Consider the following 16,778-nt stretch of genomic DNA (forward strand, 5'->3'; position numbering starts at 1 on the left):
GCGCTCGCCGATCGGATTCTGGAGCACTCCCGAGCGCCGCTTCGCGCAGTGGTTCCTCACGCAGATGCGGAACGCCGCGCGCGCGATCCCCGCCGCGTTGGAACGCGGCGTCAGCACGCCCGGCATCCGCACACTGCTGCTCGGCCCGTTCTTCGGGCGCCCCGCGCACGTCACGCCACTCGATGCGGCGGACGACCTCGCGGCGCTCGCGGCGGCATCCGGCTTCGAGCGCGCCCGCGACTCCTTTTCGACGTTCTCCGCACCCGCGCCGAACCCGGCCGTCCCGATCGTCATCGTCTGGGGCAGACGCGATGTCATCCTGCCGTTCCTCACGCAGTCGCGTCGCGCGCGGCGGCGCTACCCGGCGGCACGCCATATCGCCCTGGGCGGCGCCGGGCATCTTCCCTTCTCCGACGACCCGCACGCGTGCGCCGGCATCATCGCCGGCACCCATCCGTTCACGGCAGACCAGGACCAGACATGAAGAGCACCTTCTACACCGACGACCACGAGGCGTATCGCGAGAGCGTCCGAGAGTTCCTCCGTCGCGAGGTCGAACCGCACCACGAGCGCTGGGAGCTCGAGCACGGCGTCGATCGCGCGATCTGGGAGAAGGCCGGCGCGCACGGGATGCTGGGCCTCGGCGTGCCGGAAGAGTTCGGCGGAGGCGGCGAGCCGGACTACCGCTACCGGTTCGTGTTCGCGGAGGAGATCGCGCGAACGGGATTCACGTCCTTCGGCGTCGGCATCGGGCTGCAGGACGACATCGTGATCCCGTATTTCCTCGATCTCGCGACTCCCGAACAGAAAGAGCGCTGGGCGGATGCCGATGCCGTCGCGGCCGCGCAGTACGACCCGCGCACCTGGCCGGCGCTGCGTGTGCGTCTGTCCGATACGTTCGCGACGCGCCCGCGGGATGAGTGGGCCGAGGTCTTCGACGGGTCGGATGCCTGTGTGACCCCCGTCCTCTCGTTCACCGAAGCCACCACCCACCCCCACCTCGTCGCCCGGGGCACACTGGTAAAGGCCGACGGAGTGGTGCAGGCCGCGCCGGCACCGCGGTTCTCCCGGACTCGGGCACCCGGCATCCGCCCGCCCCGGTCAGCGCCCGATGACATCGTCGATGTGCTCACCGACTGGGCCCCCGTCCAGAGCACCGACCTTCCGACCGAACGACAGGAGACCCGATGACCGAGGCGTTCGTCTACGACGCGATCCGCACCCCGCGCGGCCGAGGCAAGGCGACCGGCGCCCTGCACGAAGTGAAGCCCGTGTCGCTGGTGACCGGACTTCTCGATGCCCTGCGCGAGCGGAACCCGGGCCTCGACCCCGCGGGGATCGACGATGTCATCCTCGGCTGCGTCACGCCCGTCGGCGACCAAGGCGCCGACATCGCCAAGACCGCGGCGCTCGCGGCGGGCCTCCCCGACATCGTCCCGGGCGTGCAGCTCAACCGGTTCTGCGGCTCGGGGCTCGAGGCCGTCAACCAAGCCGCGGCACGCGTGCGATCGGGCTGGGAAGACCTGTTCGTCGCGGGTGGCGTCGAATCGATGAGCCGCGTGCCGATGGGGAGTGACGGCGGACCGTGGGCGATGGACCCCGCCACCGCGTTCGCTGCGGATTTCGTGCCACAGGGCATCAGCGCCGACCTCATCGCCACGATCGAAGGCTACGACCGCGACGCCGTCGACACGTTCGCCGCCGAATCCCACGCGCGCGCCGAGCGTGCCTGGAACGAGGGCCGCTTCGCCCGATCCGTGGTGCCCGTGCGCGACCGCAACGGTCTCGTCATCCTCGATTGTGACGAGGCGATCCGCCCCGGCACCTCGCGGGAGTCGCTGGGCGCCCTCGCCCCGTCGTTCGCACAGGTGGGTCGCGCGGCGGGCTTCGACGCGGTGGCCCTCGAGAAATACCCCCATGTCCGCGAGATCGACCACGTCCACCACGCCGGCAACTCCTCGGGGATCGTCGACGGTGCCGCGCTCGTGCTGGTCGGTTCGGAAGCGGCGGGGCTTCGGCACGGCCTCACGCCTCGCGCGCGCATCGTCTCGGTCGGAGTCACCAGCACCGAGCCGACGATCATGCTCACCGGCCCCGCCCCGGCATCCCGCATCGCCCTCGATCGTGCCGGGCTCACGATCTCCGACATCGACCTCATCGAGATCAATGAGGCGTTCGCCGCCGTCGCCCTCAAGCTCATGCGCGACCTCGGCGGTTTCCCGCACGCGCGCACGAACGTCAACGGCGGGGCGATCGCGATGGGGCACCCGCTGGGCGCCACCGGGGCGATGATCCTCGGCACGCTCGTCGACGAGCTCGAACGCACGGGCGGCCGGTATGGACTCGCCACTCTCTGCATCGGCGGCGGCATGGGCATCGCGACCGTCGTCGAACGCATCTGAACCCGTCTGCCAGAACAGGATCACGCCATGACAGATCTCGCACCCGCCGTGCGCTTCGACCTCGACGACGGCATCGCGCACCTCGTGCTCGATGACCCCACCCAGTCGGCCAACACGATGAATCCGGCCTTCCGCTCCGCCCTGACCGCCGCGGTCGACGCCGTCGCCGACCAGATCGCCGCAGACCCTACTTCCGTGCGGGGTGTGGTCATCTCGAGCGCGAAGAAGACGTTCTTCGCCGGCGGGGACCTCGTCGCGCTGATGGCCACCGGGCCGTCGGGCGCTGCCGCGTTGTTCGCGGAGGTCGAGGGGATCAAGGCCGACCTCCGGCGCCTCGAGACGATCGGACGCCCGGTCGTCGCCGCGATCGCGGGGGCGGCCCTCGGTGGCGGCTTCGAGATCGCCCTCGCCACACATCACCGCATCGCGGTCGATGGTCGCTACGACCTCGGCCTGCCCGAAGTGACGCTCGGGCTGCTTCCCGGCGGCGGCGGCGTAACCCGCACGGTGCGGATGCTGGGGCTGCAACAGGCGCTCACCGGTGTGCTCCTGGAGGGGCGTCGATTTCGTCCCGCGCAGGCACGGGAAGCCGGGATCATCGACGAGGTGGTCTCGTCCCGCGACGACTTGTTGCCCGCCGCGATCGCGTGGATCGACGCGCACCCCGACGCCGCGCAGCCATGGGATCGCCCCGACTACCGCATGCCCGGCGGCACACCGAAGACGCCCGCTCTCGCCGCGATGCTCCCCGCGTTTCCCGCTACTCTGCGTGCGAAGCTCAAGGGCGCCCGCTACCGCGCGCCGCGCGCGATCCTCGCCGCAGCCGTCGAGGGCGCGCAGGTCGATCTCGAGACCGCGTCGCGCATCGAGTCACGCTACTTCGTCTCGCTCGCGACCGGCCAGCAGTTCCGCAACATGACCCAGGCGTTCTTCTTCGACATGCAGGCGATCGGCAGCGGCGCCTCGAGACCGGCCGGCATCCCGCCGCGCCCGGTCACCCGTCTCGCCGTCCTCGGTGCGGGCATGATGGGCGCCGGTATCGCCTTCTCGGCGGCCCGCGCGGGCATCGGGGTGGTGTTGAAGGACGTGACGCCGGAGGCCGCGGCCCGCGGTCGCGCGCATGCCGAAACGCTGCTCGACGGACTCGTCGCGAAGGGCCGCCTCAGCGCGGAGCAGCGCGATGAAACCCTCGCCCGCATCACGCCCACCGCCGATGTCGCCGACCTCGCCGGGTGCGACGCGGTCGTCGAGGCCGTGTTCGAATCCGTCGAGCTGAAGCATCGCGTGCTCGCCGAGGCGGAGGCATCCGTTCTCCCCGGCGCACTGCTGGGATCGAACACCTCGACGCTGCCGATCAGCGTGCTCTCGGAGGGGGTGGAGAACCCAGCCGATGTCATCGGCATCCACTTCTTCAGCCCGGTGGACAAGATGCCGCTGATCGAGATCATCGTCGGGGAACAGACGAGCGACGCGGCGCTCGCGCGCGCGTTCGACCTGGCGGTGCAGCTGCGGAAGACGCCGATCGTCGTGAACGATCGCCGCGGTTTCTTCACGAGTCGCGTGTTCGGGTCGCTCGTCATGGAGGCCGCGCGCATGGTCGGCGAGGGCATCGATCCCGTCGCGATCGAGCGCGCCGCATCGCTCGCCGGCTTCCCCGGGCAACCACTCGCGATGCTCGACGAAGTGTCGCTCGAGCTCCCCCAGAAGATCGAGAAGGAAGCGCAGCGACTCGCCGGCGCGGCCTACGAATCGTCCCCCGCGATGCAGGTACTGGACGAGCTCATCGCCCTGGGCCGGTGCGGCAAGGCGGCAGGCGCGGGGTTCTACGAGTACCCCGAGGGCGGGCGGAAGGTGCTCTGGCCGGGGCTTTCCGATCTGTTCGGCGGCGACGTGGACGTTCCGCTCGCCGACATCGAAGATCGGCTGACGTTCGCGATGAGCAATGAGACGATCCGGGTGTGGGAGGAGGGCGTGCTGCGGACGGTGCCGGATGCCAACATCGGGTCGATCCTCGGGATCGGGTTCCCACCCCTCCTCGGCGGCGCGCTGCAGCACGTCGACGGCTACGAGGCCGCAGACGGCACCCTCGGTGTGGCGGCCTACGCGCGGCGCACCCGCGAGCTGGCAGATCGCTACGGCGACCACCTCGCCCCGCCGACCTCGCTGATCGAGAAGGCGAAGACCGGAGCGACGTACCGGTGAGGTCTTATCCTCCTGAACCATGGCACCTCCGGGGCGAGTTCCTGGCCGGAATCTTCCTCGTGCCGACGAGCGAACTGCCCGCATACGTGTGGGCCCAGATACCGTCCGCCGCGCGGCCGCTGGCACTCGGCGGGCGGGCGATCGTGGCGGTGGCGGCCGTACGGTACACGCCCGGCGGCGTGCTCGAATACGACGAACTCCTCGTGGCCGTCCCGACGATCCAGCGCCGTCGCCTCGCCCTGACGATCCCCCAGATCTGGGTGACCTCCCCCGCCTCGCGGGCCGGTGGGCGGGCCCTGTGGGGCATCCCGAAGGAGCTGATGACGACACGGCGTGCAGCGGCGGGTCGCCGTCTGCGGGTGCGGCACCGCGCGGAAGACCGGGCCGTGCTGGCCGAACTCGACGGGGCCGCGACGATCGATCTTCCCGGCACCTGGACGCTCCCGCTGCCGACACTGCAGCGGCGCCCGGGCGGTGGCGTGATCCGCTCGTCGAACTCCGTGCGCGGGCGAATGCACCTGGCCCGCACCGCGTGGACGTTCGGCTCATCACTGTCGTGGCTGGGCGGCCGGCGTCCCGCGCTGAGCGCTGCCCTCACCGGCGCGGCGATCGTCTTCGGCACACGCGTCGAGCGCTGATCCCCGCCCTCGCCCGTACCGCGCACAGGACATTTCGACCGCGGGCCGACCATCACCCCCGGAAATCCGGGGCTGGGCGTCACGCACCGGCCAGGTTCTCCTGTACGGGGTACAGCACGCCGCTGACAGCCCGATGGGTCAGTCGAGCAGCAGCGCCGGCTCTTCGAGCACGGCGGCGATATCGGCGATGAACCGGCTCATGCCGTCACCGTCGATCACGCGGTGATCGAACGATCCCGAGACCGTCGTGACGAAACGCGGGCGCACTTCGCCGTCGACGACCCACGGCTTCTGGCGGATCGTCCCCATCGCCACGATCCCGCTTTCGCCGGGATTGATGATCGGGGTGCCGGCATCCATCCCGAACACACCGATGTTGGTGATCGTGATCGTGCCGCCCTGCTGGTCGGCCGGGGTCGTCTTGCCCTCGCGGGCCGTGACGGTCAGCTTCTCCAGGGCCCGCGCGAGTCCACGCATGTTGAGGTCCTGCGCGTCTTTGATGTTCGGGACGAGCAAACCTCGCGGCGTCGCGGCCGCAATGCCGAGGTTGACGTAGTTGCGCACCCGGATCTCGGCGGTGCCGTCTTCCTTGTCGACCCAGGCGGCGTTGACCATGGGCGTCCGGCGCGAGGCCCAGACGACGGCGCGCGCGACGATGAGCAACGGCGAGATCTTGACATCCGCGAAATCCGGCGAGGTCTTGAGCCGCTTGACGAGCTCCATCGTGCGGGTCGCGTCGACGTCGGTCCACACCGATACATGCGGAGCCGTATACGCCGAGCGCACCATCGCCGAGGACGTCGCCTTGCGCACACCCTTGACCGGGATCGTCTCCTCGCGGTGGTCGTCCTCACGCTCGGCGACCTCGACACGGGGCTCGGGTGCGACCGGGATCGTCTGCTCACGCTGGGCGGGGACCGCCGGAGTCGCGATGTTGCGAAAGACGCTGGCCTGCTCGGCGTGGCGGACGACGTCGTCGCGCGTCACTTCGCCGGCCGGACCGCTGGGGCTGACTTCGGAGAGGGTGACACCCAGGTCGCGCGCGAGCTTGCGGACGGGCGGCTTGGCCACGACCCCGACCGAGGCCTTCACTGTCTCGGCGCGTTCGGCGGGCCGCTTGCGGCGCGAGGTCGGGGCTTCCGCGGTGCCGTAGCCCACGAGCACGGCGCCACCGGCCTCGGCCTCCGCCGGCTTCTCGCCGTGCTGCGAGTCGCCGACCACGGCATCCGTCGTCTCGGCCCCGCCGCCGATCGTGATGATCGCCGTGCCGACGGTGACCGTCTCACCCTCGGGCGCGAGCAGTTCACCGACCGTGCCGGCGAATGGAGACGGCAGCTCGACGAGCGACTTGGCTGTCTCGATCTCGACGAGCACGTCGTTGACCTCGACCGCATCGCCCGGAGCCACCCGCCACTGGACGATCTCCGCCTCGGTGAGGCCTTCGCCGACGTCCGGCAACCGGAAGGTCTGTTCGCTCATGTGATTCTCCTCGTCATGCCCATGCCACGAGACACGGTTTCTGCTCCGAGACACCGGTGTGCATCGGGTGTCTCGGTGCACATCAGGTGTCTCACTGTAAGGGGGGCGGGTCAGTAGGCGAGGGCGCGGTCGACGGCCTCGAGGATGCGGTCGACATCCGGCAGGAAGACGCCCTCGAGCTTCGCGGGCGGGAACGGCACATCGAAGCCCGATACCCGCAGCACCGGGGCTTCGAGCGCGAAGTACGCGCGCTCCATCACGGTCGCCGCGACCTCGGAGCCGAGCGATGTGAACCCCGGGGCCTCCTGCGCGTAGACCATCCGACCGGTGCGCCGCACCGAGTCGAGGATCGGACCGTAGTCCACCGGCGAGAGCGAGCGCAGGTCGATGACTTCGCAGGACGTCCCCTCGCTCTCGGCGAGCACGGCGGCCTGCAGCAACATCGTCACCATCGCGCCGTGGCCCACGAGCGTGACATCGGTGCCCCGACGGACGACGCGCGATGCGTGCAGCGGAACAGCGCGCTGGGTCGTGTCGACCTCGCCCTTCATCCAGTACTTGGCCTTGGGCTCGAGGAAGATCACCGGGTCGGGCGAGGTGATCGCATCCTGGATCATCCAGTACGCATCGTTCGGCGTCGAGGGCGAGACGACCCGCAGCCCCGGCGTGTGGGTGAAATAGGCCTCGGGGCTCTCCTGGTGGTGCTCGATCGCGCCGATGTGGCCGCCGTACGGGATGCGGATGACAATCGGCATCTGCAGGGCGCCCTCATGGCGATTCGTGATCTTGGCGAGCTGCGAGGTGATCTGGTCGAACGCCGGGAAGACGAACCCGTCGAACTGGATCTCGACGACCGAACGGAAACCGGCCATCGCGAGTCCGATCGCGGTGCCGACGATGCCCGATTCGGCCAGCGGACTGTCGAGCACGCGCCGGTCGCCGAACTCCGCCTGCAGTCCTTCCGTCACGCGGAACACGCCGCCGAGCCGGCCGATGTCCTCGCCCATGAGCAGCACGTGATCGTCGGCGGTCATCGCCGCGCGCAGCCCGGCATTGAGCGCTTTCGCGAACGGCATCACGACGGGCCCGCTCATGCGGCTCCCCCCTCGAACGTGGACTCGTAGTCCGACAACCAGCGCTGCTGCTCCGCGAGGAGCGGGTGGAACTCGCTGTAGACGTGCGCGAACATGTCAGAGGCTTCCAGCCCGCCGAGCTCGTTGGTGCGCACGCGCACATCGTCGGCGTAGGCCTGAGCCTCGGCATCCACCTCGTCGAAGAATGTGGATGCCGCCCCCTTCGCCTCGAGGTAGGTCCGCAGGCGCGCGATCGGATCGCGGCGGGCCCACGACTGCTCCTCATCGGACGTGCGGTACTTCGTCGGGTCGTCGCTCGTCGTGTGCGCGCCCATCCGGTACGTGAGGGCCTCGATCGCCTGCGGGCCCCCGCCCGCACGCGCCTCGTCGAGCGCGAGCTTGCTGACGGCGTAGCTGGCCAGCACGTCGTTGCCGTCGACGAGGGTCGAGGGCATGCCGTACCCGGCGGCGCGCTGGTGCAGCGGTCCACGAGCCTGCGTGGCGACGGGGACCGAGATCGCCCAGTGGTTGTTCTGGAGGAAGAACACCTGGGGCGTGCGGTAGCTGTTCGCGAAGACCATGGCTTCGTGCACGTCGCCCTGACTCGAGGCGCCGTCGCCGTAATAGACGATGACGGCCGCGTCGGAGTCGGGATCACCGGTGCCACTGCGCCCGTCGAATGTGAGCCCCATTCCGTAGCCGGTGGCGTGCAGGGTCTGCGACCCGAGGACCAACGTGTAGATGTGGGTGTTGCCGTTCTTCGGATCGGTCGGATCCCAGCCGCCGTGCGTGAGTCCACGCATGACGCGGATGATGTCGATCGGATCGACACCCCGCGTCGTGGCGACGACGTGCTCGCGATACGACGGGAAGATGTGGTCCTGCGGGCGCGTCGCGCGCACCGAGCCGACCTGCGCGGCCTCTTGCCCGAACGACGGCGGCCAGAGGGCCAACTGGCCCTGGCGCTGCAGGTTCGTGGCTTGGCGGTCGAAGGCGCGGACCGTCACCATGTCACGGTAGAAAGTCTGCAGATCGTCGTCGCCAAGGGTGTCGATCAGCGGCAAGAAGCGCTCCGCTGCAGGGCTGGGGGCGAACGTCCCGTCCGCCGCCAGGACGCGCACGAGGGCAGGGTCGTCAGGCGGGGTCATGCGTTCACGCTACCGCGCAGGGCATGCGCGGCTCTGCATGAGTTCGACAATGGATGCTGTGATCCGCCGTCCTCGGTCTACAGTCGCGTGGCCGCGGCGACCTCGACCACGCGGTCGAGGGATTCTTCTTCGCCGATCGAGATCCGCACGCCGTCGCCGGCGAACGGGCGCACGATCAGGTCGGCCGCCTCGAACGCGGCGGCGACCTCGAGCGCACGGTCTCCTGCGGGAAGCCAGACGAAGTTCCCCTGCGCGACCGGGACGTCCCAGCCGACGTCGCGGAGGCGCGCGGCCAGGCGATCACGACGGTCCGCGATGGTGCGCACCCGCTCGAGCAGCTCGTCTTCGGCATCGAGGCTCGCGAGGGCGGCCGCTTCGGCGCCCGCCGTGACCGATAGGGGAATCCCGGTGGTCCCCGCCGCGGAGAGGATGCGAGGGTCCCCCACCGCGTAGCCGACGCGCAGGCCCGCCAGACCGTACGCCTTGGAGAACGTGCGGAGCACGACGACGTTCGGATGCCCCGCCGCCAGAATCCGTGCGCCGTCCACGGCGTCGGGATCGGTGACGAACTCCGCGTAGGCCTCATCGAGGACGACGAGCACGTCAGCGGGCACGCGCGTGAGGAACGCCTCGAAGCCGGCCTGTGTGACGATCGGGCCGGTCGGGTTGTTCGGACTGCAGACGATGATCATGCGGGTGCGGTCGGTGACGGCATCCGCCATCGCGTCGAGGTCGTGCCCGCCCGCCACGGTGTTCGGCACCGGGACCGGCGTGGCGTCGGCGACGATCGCGAGGCCCGGGTACGCCTCGAAGGAGCGCCAGGAGAAGAGCAGCTCATCACCGGGACCGCATGTCGCGTGGGCGAGCTGGTAGAGGATCGAGACCGAGCCGGCGGCGATGTGCACGGCATCGTCCGCGACACCGAAGCGCTCGGCCAGGCGCGCGCGCAGGCGCGGCGACGACGCGTCGGGATAGCGGTGGAAACCGGCCGCAGCCTGCATCGCCGCGACGACGCCCGGAAGCGGCTCGAACGGGTTCTCGTTGCTCGAGAGCTTGAAGGCCTCTGCCCCGGCCTGCTTGCCCTGCTTGTAGGCGGGATGCGCGGCGATGGCGGGACGGATACGGACGGGGAAGTCGGTCACGCGTCGATTCTACGAGCGCAATGTTTCACCCGGAATGCGACGAGTGCTCTCCCCCGCGGTCGCGCGCCCGGAGAGCTCGGTGTCCCAGCAGCTCGTCGAGATCACTGATTCCCTCCGCGCACACTCCGTGGGAGACTGACGCATCATGCGATTCATCATCCGCGTCGTCGTCAACGCCTTCGCCATCTGGGTGGTCACCCTGATCACCGCTCTCGAGGTGGACGTCATTCCGTTCGCCCCCGGGGACACCCTGCAACTCGTGCTGACGTTGCTCGTGGTGGCCGCGATCTTCGCGGTCGTGAACACGATCATCGGGACGGTGATCAAGGTCCTCGCATTCCCGCTGTACATCCTGACGCTGGGGCTGATCTCGCTCGTGATCAACGGGCTGCTGCTGTGGATCACCGCCTGGTTCACGGCATCCTGGAACTGGGGTCTGCGCGTCGAGGACTTCTGGCTCGGCGTGGTCGCCGCCCTTCTGATCTCGCTGATCAACTGGGTGTTCGGCATCATCCTGCGCCCGCAGACCTCCCGCCGCGACCGCTGACTCAGCTCGGCCGTGTCGCGCCGTACGTCGTGACCTGCACGGACACGGCCTGACCGAGTCCCTCGAACAGCGACCGCACCGGAGTCATGCGTGGATCGCTCGATCGATCCAGCAGGGCCGCCGTCTCGACGTACCGCGTGAGAGCGTGGGGCTGCATCGGCATTTCGCCGTCGACGAGGGATGCCGCGCTCGTCCGCCCGGCGACGAAGCTATCGGCCGATCCGACCGCAGCGGGATGGCCCCCGGCGGCGAGCGCCGACACGGGGTCGTCGCCGTGACGGATGTCGACACTCAGGGTGCCCGGGCCCACGGCTACCTGTACCGGATCGCCGAGGGTCACCAGCGCCGGCACCTCATAGACGCCGGATGTCGCGACATGGGAGGCGACCATGGCGCCCTGGGAATGTCCGGCAAGGTGCACGGTGTCACCCGGATGCGCGCCGGCCGCCTCCAACGCCGCCATCGTCGCGTCGTACGAGGCTGAGCGCGACCCCGTGTACAGCTCGACATTGGACTGCATGTCCCAGGGTTCGTCCGCATCGGCGCCGATCTGGGTGCCCGCGACGTAGGCGACGAACTGGGTCGACCCGTCCGCCATCGTGTATTTCTCGACGCGCACGCGTGCGTCATCGCGCGGGATGCGGGTGGCCATATCGGCGAGTCCGGTCGGCGCCGTGCCGCGAGTCGATGTGAGCGGAGTCACCGTGACCGGGCGCGGATCGCCGCGGAGCGGCGTCGCGGCGACCGCCCCCCGGCCGACGCCGTCGATCGCGATCGTGCCGAGCAATGCCACGGCACTCCCCACGAGGCCCGCCGCCTGGCGCAGACTCCAGCCGGGCATGAGATAGCCGAACGCACCCACCGAGCCTCCGAGCTGTGCGACGGCTCCCTCGCGATGTCCGACGACCCAACCGGCGACCTCACCCGCGGCCCGAGCGGCGGCATCCGGGTGCGCCGCGATGAGCTGTCCCGAGAGCGCCGCCAGCACCGCGACCCGCGCCGAATCGTCAGACGAGCGGGCGACCTCGATCTGAATCCACAGCTCGACCAGGTCGTAGGTCTCGGCCATCGACCTCACGCCACCGGCGAGGGATGCCGCCTGCGCGCCGGCCGCGGTGACCTCCGCCGTCGGCACGAACGCCCAGACATCTGCATCGCGGAGCACTCCGGCCAGCTCACTCAGCCGAGAGCGGAGCACGTCGCAGTCGTCCGCCAGGACCGCCAGCCGCGCGGCCGCGTCGCGGAGATGGTCCGTGTCGACGGCGATGATGCCGCCGCTGCGGATCTCGAGATCGTCGGTCAGCGACACGAGGCCCCCGCGATCGACAGCCGGTGGAGAGCGGCGACATCATCGTCGGCGAGATCGAGGAGCACCGCGATCCGATCGAACGTCGCACACAGTTCCTCGACCGCCGCGCGATAGTCGTCGGCGGCGCGCGCCCGCCAGCCGGTGTCGGCGCGGAGTGCGCGCGCCCGGCCCCGCAGGTCGGCGGCATCCGCACGGGCGTCGTCGAGGAGCCGACGTGCGTGCGCGAGCGCGATCGGGGAGGGGATGCAGGCGTCTGAGCCCATCCACCCAGGCTGGCGGGGTCGCGCGCCCGAGGGACGCCCGCGAGGGCATTCCGTGGACAACTTCCGCTCGCGGCCCCTTGGGGAGGAGGATCGGGCCTCGCGAGGACCTGTCGTGGGGACCACAATAGGGACCGTGCCCCGCACCCTCTCCCCCTTCCGCGTGGTCTTCGTCTGCACGGGCAACATCTGTCGCTCGCCGATGGCCGAAGTCGTCTTCCGCGGATTCGCCGAGCGCTCAGGGCTGGGCGACCTGGTCACGTCGACGAGCGCCGGCACGGGCGACTGGCACGTGGGAGAGCGTGCCGACGGTCGCACGCTCGACGCGCTCGCGCGCCTGGGCTACGACGGCACACGGCATCGCGCTCGTCAGTTCTCGCTCGAGGATTTCGACCGCAACGATCTGATCGTCGCTCTCGACCGGTCGCACGAGCGGATCCTGGCGAGCTGGGCACGCACCCCGGCCGACACCGACAAGCTCGCACTGCTCCTGTCGTTCGACGCCGCGGCCGGAGGGAATCTCGACGTCCCCGACCCCTACTACGCCGGCCCGCCGATGTTCGACGAGGTGCTCGGTATGATCGAAAGCGCGAGCCGGGCGCTCTTCCGGCAGCTCGAACCGGCCCTCCGGCCGGCTTCTCCCTGAGTCTCCACGTCCGAGCGCCCGCCACCCCGATCGGAGCTTCGTGACCTCTCTGCCGCCCCAGCCCCTCAGCCCTCTCGACGGTCGCTACCGCGCCGCCGTCTCAGGGCTCGCCGACTACCTGTCCGAAGCGGGCCTCAACCGCGCCCGCGTCGAGGTCGAGGTCGAGTGGATCATCGTCCTCACCGACCGGTCGCTGTTCGGCTCGACGCCGTTGACGGATGCCGACAAGGACACCCTCCGCGCCCTGTACCGCGACTTCGGTCAGGCCGAGATCGACTGGCTGGCCGAGAAGGAAGCCGTCACCCGGCACGACGTGAAGGCCATCGAGTACCTCGTGCGTGACCGCTTGTCATCGCTCGGGCTCGATCACCTCGCCGAACTCACGCACTTCGCCTGCACGAGCGAGGACATCAACTCCGCGTCGTACGCGCTCACCGTCCGACGCGCCGTCGAAGAGGTCTGGCTGCCGAAGCTCCGCGCCGTGATCGCCGCGATCGGCGAGCTGGCGCAGCAGCACCGCGATGCCGCGATGCTCTCGCGGACGCACGGTCAGCCCGCGACGCCCTCGACGATGGGCAAGGAGCTCGCGGTCTTCGCCTGGCGCCTCGAACGCGTCGCCGCGCAGATCGACGGCGGGGAGTACTTCGCGAAGTTCTCCGGCGCGACGGGCACCTGGTCGGCGCACCTCGCCGCCGCCCCCGATGTGGATTGGCCGGAGCTCTCCCGCACCTTCATCGAGGGTCTCGGGATCGACTTCAACATCCTCACGACTCAGATCGAATCGCACGACTGGCAGGTCGAGTTGTATGACCGCGCCCGCCACGCGGGCGGCATCCTGCACAACCTCGCGACCGACATCTGGACCTACATCGCGATGGGGTTCTTCGCGCAGATCCCGGTCGCCGGCGCGACGGGGTCCTCGACCATGCCGCACAAGATCAACCCGATCCGGTTCGAGAACGCCGAAGCGAACTTCGAGATCTCCGGCGGTCTTTTCCAGACCCTGTCTCAGACTCTCGTCACGTCGCGCATGCAGCGCGACCTGACCGACTCGACGACGCAGCGCAACATCGGCGTCGCGTTCGGGCACTCGCTGCTCGCGCTCGACAACCTCCAGCGCGGGCTGACCGAGATCTCCCTCCGTCGCGACGTGCTGCTGGCCGACCTCGACGCGAACTGGGAAGTGCTCGCCGAGGCGATCCAGACCGTGGTGCGCGCGGAGATCGTCGCCGGTCGCTCGCAGATCACCGACCCGTACGCACTGCTGAAGGAGCTCACGCGCGGCCGTCGTGTCGGCGGACCCGAACTCGCGGAGTTCGTGCAGGGACTGGACATCGGCGACGAAGCCAAGGAGCGCCTGATCGCGCTGACTCCCGCGAGCTACATCGGCGTGGCCGACTCCCTCGTCGACGAGCTGTAGCCCCCGGCATCCACCCCCGCGAGACGCGAGCGAGCGACGGTCAGTGGGCCGAAGGGCGCGAGTCGTCGTCCTTCGGGTGCAGCACGGGCTGATCGATCTGCTTGGTGACCTGGGCGGGATCGACCGCCAGCATCAGCAGCGCGATCATCACGAGCGTCGCGATGAACGAGATGCCGGCGACCACGAGGGCGACGACGACGACGTGCGCGCGCTGATCTTCGGTGAGGTCCTGGAAGAAGCCCATCGACACCAGCGCGATGATTCCGCCGAACAGGGCCGCCGCGAAGGCGAAACCCAGCAGCTGCACAGGCTTCATGAGGTCGCGCCGGGTGGGTCGCTGCTCGCTCATGCGGACTCTCCTACAGGTCGATCGGTGGCGGGTGCGACGGATGCCGCCGGCTCGCGGCGCGGAGAGAACCCCGCGATCCCGAGGAACACGGCCACGATCGCGGCGTACGCACCGAAGATGCCGACGGCGATGACGATGCCGGTCAGCGTGAACGATCCGGCCGCGTCGATGACGTAGTCGAGGCGGTACGCCGGATTGACGATGAGCAGCCCGATGCCGAGCGCGATCGTGAAGATGCCGATGAGGACCGAGTCCCGCGCTTCCGGCACGCCGGTGCGACGTCCATGGATGCCGAACGCCACCTCCGCGATGCCGGTCGCGAGCGCCCAGGTGATCACGAGGACGAAGAACAGGGTGGTCGAGCGGATGCCAGGGAGTCCGCCGATCATGCCGGCGAGCATCGTGAGCACTCCGAGGAGCACGGGCAGGGCGCGGCGTCCGCGCGGGTAAGCGAGTCCGGCACCGATCAACAGCACGAGGGCGGTTGCGATCGCCCATCCGCTGAAGACCGCGAGGCCGACCTCGGCCGAGTGATCCGCCGAGAAGGTGACCATGATCGCCGCGACGGCGGCGAAGAGGGCGCGACCGAGCTGCACATGGCGCACGGCAAACGTGCGGGCGGGGTTCTCGGACACTCCCCCAGTCTATTCCGCGCCGCACCGGTCACCGACTGCGCGGGTTCGGCGAGACAGGGGCGGGATTACCCGGCGGCCTTCTTCACCAGGGCGCGCAACGTGGCCTCGACCGCGGGGGTGACCTCGATCACGGCGAAGGACGTCGCCCACATCTCGCCGTCGTCGAGGAGCGCGTCCTCCTGGAACCCGACGGTGCCGTAACGGGCCTCGAACTTCTCCGCCGGCTGGTAGAACACGACGACCTTGCCGTCGCGGGCGTACGACGGGAACCCGTACCAGGTCTTGTGCTGAAGATCGGGGGCCTCATCGATCACGATGCGGTGCAACGCCGTCGCGACTTCCTTGTCGGTGCCGGTCAGCGCGTCGATGGCCTCGACGCAGGCTTCCGCTTCTTTCGCGAGCTTCGCCGCACCCTTCAGGCCTTTCGTGGACCGCAGCTCGTCGGCCCGCTGCTTCATCGCGGCGCGTTCGTCGTCGCTGAAGCCGCTTTTCGTGTCACCCATGTGTGCTCCTGTGTCTGGACTAGCCCCGCAGCGCCTCGATGACCCGCAGTACGTCGAGGGTGCGTTGCTGGTCGGGCCTGGCGTCGACCTCGCCGCGCACGAGCTCCGCGAACCGACCCACCTCGTACGCCATGTTGTTGTCGGCGCCGTCGATGCGACGCTCGACCGTCGTGCCATCGAGTCGCGTCAGGACCACGTGCCGCGGCTGGGTGATCTCGTCGATCGTGAGCGTGCCGGTCTCGCCCTGGATCTCGTTGGGGCGTGAGGAGAATCCGATCTTCGAGAAGGCGAGCTGCGCGACCATGCCCGGGTAGGTGAGCGTCGCGGCCCCGGCGCCGTCGGCACCCGTCGCGATCTCGACGAGGCCGCCCGCAACGCTCGACGGCGTGCCGAACAGGTCGATGAGAGCCGACAGCGGGTAGACCCCGAGATCGAAGGCCGCGCCGCCGGCGAGTGCTGGATCGAAGATGTTGGGGGTCTCGCCGGCGAGCACCAGGTCATAGCGCGCCGAGCGCTGGCACTGCGCGAATGCGACGAGGCGAACGGTACCGACCTCCGGCAGGAGCTCGCGGACGGCCGCCATACCCGGGTCGTAAACGTTGCGCATGCCCTCGAAGATGATCACGCCGCGTGCGGATGCGGCATCCACCAACGCCGTGAACTCGGCCGAGGTCGGCGTCGCGGGCTTCTCGAGGAAAACGTGCACGCCCGCCTCGATCGCCCGGTGCGCCTGCGCGCCGTGCGCGCCGTTGGGAGACCCGACGTAGACAGCGTCGATGCGGCCGGAGGCCAGCAGCGCATCGAGGTCGTCGGAGGCCCCCGCAACGCCGGTCTTGTCGGCGAAGGCGCGCCCGCGCGCGAGGTCCCGCGAGAAGACGACATCGACGCGGATGCCGTCGTTCTGCCGGACGGCGTCGATGAAGCGCTCGGTGATGGCGCTCGTTCCGATCGTGGCAAGTCTGATCACGCTGCAACGATAGGCCACGACGGCACGCGCGCGAGGGAATGCATCCGTCGCGGGCACG

General features: G+C 69.7%; 18 protein-coding genes. 8 read left to right on the forward strand and 10 right to left on the reverse strand.

Annotated elements, in window-relative coordinates; genetic code table 11:
- The first annotated feature begins 64 nt into the window (after window positions 1-64).
- Genes N4R40_RS11675 through N4R40_RS11700 form a run of 5 tightly spaced genes read left to right on the forward strand, consistent with a single transcriptional unit; the run spans window position 65 to window position 5,242 of the window.
- Window positions 65-484, forward strand: a complete 420-nt coding sequence (locus N4R40_RS11675; protein ID WP_261607556.1) for an alpha/beta fold hydrolase — start codon at window positions 65-67, stop codon at window positions 482-484.
- Window positions 481-1,191, forward strand: a complete 711-nt coding sequence (locus N4R40_RS13175) for an acyl-CoA dehydrogenase family protein (protein WP_315902499.1) — start codon at window positions 481-483, stop codon at window positions 1,189-1,191. Before N4R40_RS11675 ends, N4R40_RS13175 begins: the two co-directional genes overlap by 4 nt.
- A complete protein-coding gene (locus N4R40_RS11690) occupies window positions 1,188-2,402 on the forward strand; it encodes an acetyl-CoA C-acetyltransferase (RefSeq protein ID WP_261607557.1) in 1,215 nt (404 codons plus the stop codon). Before N4R40_RS13175 ends, N4R40_RS11690 begins: the two co-directional genes overlap by 4 nt.
- Before the next feature lie 27 nt (window positions 2,403-2,429).
- Window positions 2,430-4,604, forward strand: coding sequence for a 3-hydroxyacyl-CoA dehydrogenase NAD-binding domain-containing protein (locus tag N4R40_RS11695; protein ID WP_261607558.1), 2,175 nt, complete (start codon window positions 2,430-2,432; stop codon window positions 4,602-4,604).
- The gene (locus N4R40_RS11700) at window positions 4,601-5,242 is read left to right on the forward strand and encodes an acetoacetate decarboxylase family protein (RefSeq protein WP_261607559.1); all 642 of its coding nucleotides are present in this window, start codon (window positions 4,601-4,603) and stop codon (window positions 5,240-5,242) included. Before N4R40_RS11695 ends, N4R40_RS11700 begins: the two co-directional genes overlap by 4 nt.
- A gap of 138 nt (window positions 5,243-5,380) precedes the next feature.
- On the opposite strand, the gene N4R40_RS11705 is transcribed toward N4R40_RS11700, so the two are convergent.
- From N4R40_RS11705 to N4R40_RS11720, 4 genes are all read right to left on the reverse strand, one after another.
- Window positions 5,381-6,721 carry a dihydrolipoamide acetyltransferase family protein gene (locus N4R40_RS11705; protein WP_261607560.1) on the reverse strand — a complete coding sequence of 447 codons (1,341 nt, stop codon included), beginning with the start codon at window positions 6,719-6,721 and terminating at the stop codon, window positions 5,381-5,383.
- Window positions 6,722-6,831: 110 nt separating this feature from the next.
- Entirely contained in the window at window positions 6,832-7,815 is a 984-nt protein-coding gene (locus tag N4R40_RS11710; RefSeq protein WP_261607561.1) for an alpha-ketoacid dehydrogenase subunit beta, read from the reverse strand.
- Window positions 7,812-8,942 carry a thiamine pyrophosphate-dependent dehydrogenase E1 component subunit alpha gene (locus N4R40_RS11715; RefSeq protein ID WP_261607562.1) on the reverse strand — a complete coding sequence of 377 codons (1,131 nt, stop codon included), beginning with the start codon at window positions 8,940-8,942 and terminating at the stop codon, window positions 7,812-7,814. The genes N4R40_RS11710 and N4R40_RS11715 overlap by 4 nt, the downstream gene beginning before the upstream one ends.
- Before the next feature lie 77 nt (window positions 8,943-9,019).
- Window positions 9,020-10,084, reverse strand: a complete 1,065-nt coding sequence (locus N4R40_RS11720; protein WP_261607563.1) for a histidinol-phosphate transaminase — start codon at window positions 10,082-10,084, stop codon at window positions 9,020-9,022.
- Window positions 10,085-10,229: 145 nt separating this feature from the next.
- On the opposite strand from N4R40_RS11720, the gene N4R40_RS11725 reads away from it, so the two are divergent.
- Window positions 10,230-10,631, forward strand: a complete 402-nt coding sequence (locus N4R40_RS11725; RefSeq protein WP_261607564.1) for a phage holin family protein — start codon at window positions 10,230-10,232, stop codon at window positions 10,629-10,631.
- A 1-nt stretch (window position 10,632) separates the two neighbouring features.
- On the opposite strand, the gene N4R40_RS11730 is transcribed toward N4R40_RS11725, so the two are convergent.
- Window positions 10,633-11,940, reverse strand: a complete 1,308-nt coding sequence (locus tag N4R40_RS11730) for a hypothetical protein (protein ID WP_261607565.1) — start codon at window positions 11,938-11,940, stop codon at window positions 10,633-10,635.
- Window positions 11,931-12,203, reverse strand: coding sequence for a hypothetical protein (locus N4R40_RS11735; RefSeq protein ID WP_261607566.1), 273 nt, complete (start codon window positions 12,201-12,203; stop codon window positions 11,931-11,933). The genes N4R40_RS11730 and N4R40_RS11735 overlap by 10 nt, the downstream gene beginning before the upstream one ends.
- Before the next feature lie 199 nt (window positions 12,204-12,402).
- Between N4R40_RS11735 and N4R40_RS11740 the strand changes: the two genes are divergently transcribed.
- Window positions 12,403-12,846 carry a low molecular weight protein-tyrosine-phosphatase gene (locus tag N4R40_RS11740; protein ID WP_407665918.1) on the forward strand — a complete coding sequence of 148 codons (444 nt, stop codon included), beginning with the start codon at window positions 12,403-12,405 and terminating at the stop codon, window positions 12,844-12,846.
- Between the two features lie 40 nt (window positions 12,847-12,886).
- On the forward strand, window positions 12,887-14,266 hold the full coding sequence (purB, locus tag N4R40_RS11745) for an adenylosuccinate lyase (protein ID WP_261607567.1): 1,380 nt from the start codon (window positions 12,887-12,889) through the stop codon (window positions 14,264-14,266).
- Between the two features lie 40 nt (window positions 14,267-14,306).
- On the opposite strand, the gene N4R40_RS11750 is transcribed toward purB, so the two are convergent.
- From N4R40_RS11750 to N4R40_RS11765, 4 genes are all read right to left on the reverse strand, one after another.
- On the reverse strand, window positions 14,307-14,615 hold the full coding sequence (locus N4R40_RS11750; RefSeq protein ID WP_261607568.1) for an amino acid transporter: 309 nt from the start codon (window positions 14,613-14,615) through the stop codon (window positions 14,307-14,309).
- Window positions 14,612-15,250, reverse strand: coding sequence for an acyl-CoA synthetase (locus tag N4R40_RS11755; protein ID WP_261607569.1), 639 nt, complete (start codon window positions 15,248-15,250; stop codon window positions 14,612-14,614). Before N4R40_RS11755 ends, N4R40_RS11750 begins: the two co-directional genes overlap by 4 nt.
- A 65-nt stretch (window positions 15,251-15,315) precedes the next feature.
- Entirely contained in the window at window positions 15,316-15,753 is a 438-nt protein-coding gene (locus tag N4R40_RS11760; RefSeq protein ID WP_261607570.1) for a hypothetical protein, read from the reverse strand.
- Between the two features lie 19 nt (window positions 15,754-15,772).
- Window positions 15,773-16,720 (reverse strand): Gfo/Idh/MocA family protein, encoded by a 948-nt coding sequence (locus N4R40_RS11765; RefSeq protein WP_261607571.1) that lies wholly within the window; start codon window positions 16,718-16,720, stop codon window positions 15,773-15,775.
- Window positions 16,721-16,778 lie beyond the last annotated feature (58 nt).

This window comes from Microbacterium memoriense (genome assembly GCF_025398275.1).
Lineage (GTDB): Bacteria > Actinomycetota > Actinomycetes > Actinomycetales > Microbacteriaceae > Microbacterium > Microbacterium memoriense.

What these genes read in the sequence shown, in the direction of transcription:
- N4R40_RS11715 (WP_261607562.1), bottom strand. Translation starts at nt 8,942, where the DNA reads ATGACCCCGCCTGACGACCCTGCCCTCGTGCGCGTCCTGGCGGCGGAC.
- N4R40_RS11740 (WP_407665918.1), top strand. Translation starts at nt 12,403, where the DNA reads ATGGCCGAAGTCGTCTTCCGCGGATTCGCCGAGCGCTCAGGGCTGGGC.
- N4R40_RS13175 (WP_315902499.1), top strand. Translation starts at nt 481, where the DNA reads ATGAAGAGCACCTTCTACACCGACGACCACGAGGCGTATCGCGAGAGC.
- N4R40_RS11725 (WP_261607564.1), top strand. Translation starts at nt 10,230, where the DNA reads ATGCGATTCATCATCCGCGTCGTCGTCAACGCCTTCGCCATCTGGGTG.
- N4R40_RS11760 (WP_261607570.1), bottom strand. Translation starts at nt 15,753, where the DNA reads ATGGGTGACACGAAAAGCGGCTTCAGCGACGACGAACGCGCCGCGATG.
- N4R40_RS11750 (WP_261607568.1), bottom strand. Translation starts at nt 14,615, where the DNA reads ATGAGCGAGCAGCGACCCACCCGGCGCGACCTCATGAAGCCTGTGCAG.
- N4R40_RS11695 (WP_261607558.1), top strand. Translation starts at nt 2,430, where the DNA reads ATGACAGATCTCGCACCCGCCGTGCGCTTCGACCTCGACGACGGCATC.
- N4R40_RS11735 (WP_261607566.1), bottom strand. Translation starts at nt 12,203, where the DNA reads ATGGGCTCAGACGCCTGCATCCCCTCCCCGATCGCGCTCGCGCACGCA.
- N4R40_RS11690 (WP_261607557.1), top strand. Translation starts at nt 1,188, where the DNA reads ATGACCGAGGCGTTCGTCTACGACGCGATCCGCACCCCGCGCGGCCGA.
- N4R40_RS11675 (WP_261607556.1), top strand. Translation starts at nt 65, where the DNA reads ATGCGGAACGCCGCGCGCGCGATCCCCGCCGCGTTGGAACGCGGCGTC.
- N4R40_RS11710 (WP_261607561.1), bottom strand. Translation starts at nt 7,815, where the DNA reads ATGAGCGGGCCCGTCGTGATGCCGTTCGCGAAAGCGCTCAATGCCGGG.
- N4R40_RS11705 (WP_261607560.1), bottom strand. Translation starts at nt 6,721, where the DNA reads ATGAGCGAACAGACCTTCCGGTTGCCGGACGTCGGCGAAGGCCTCACC.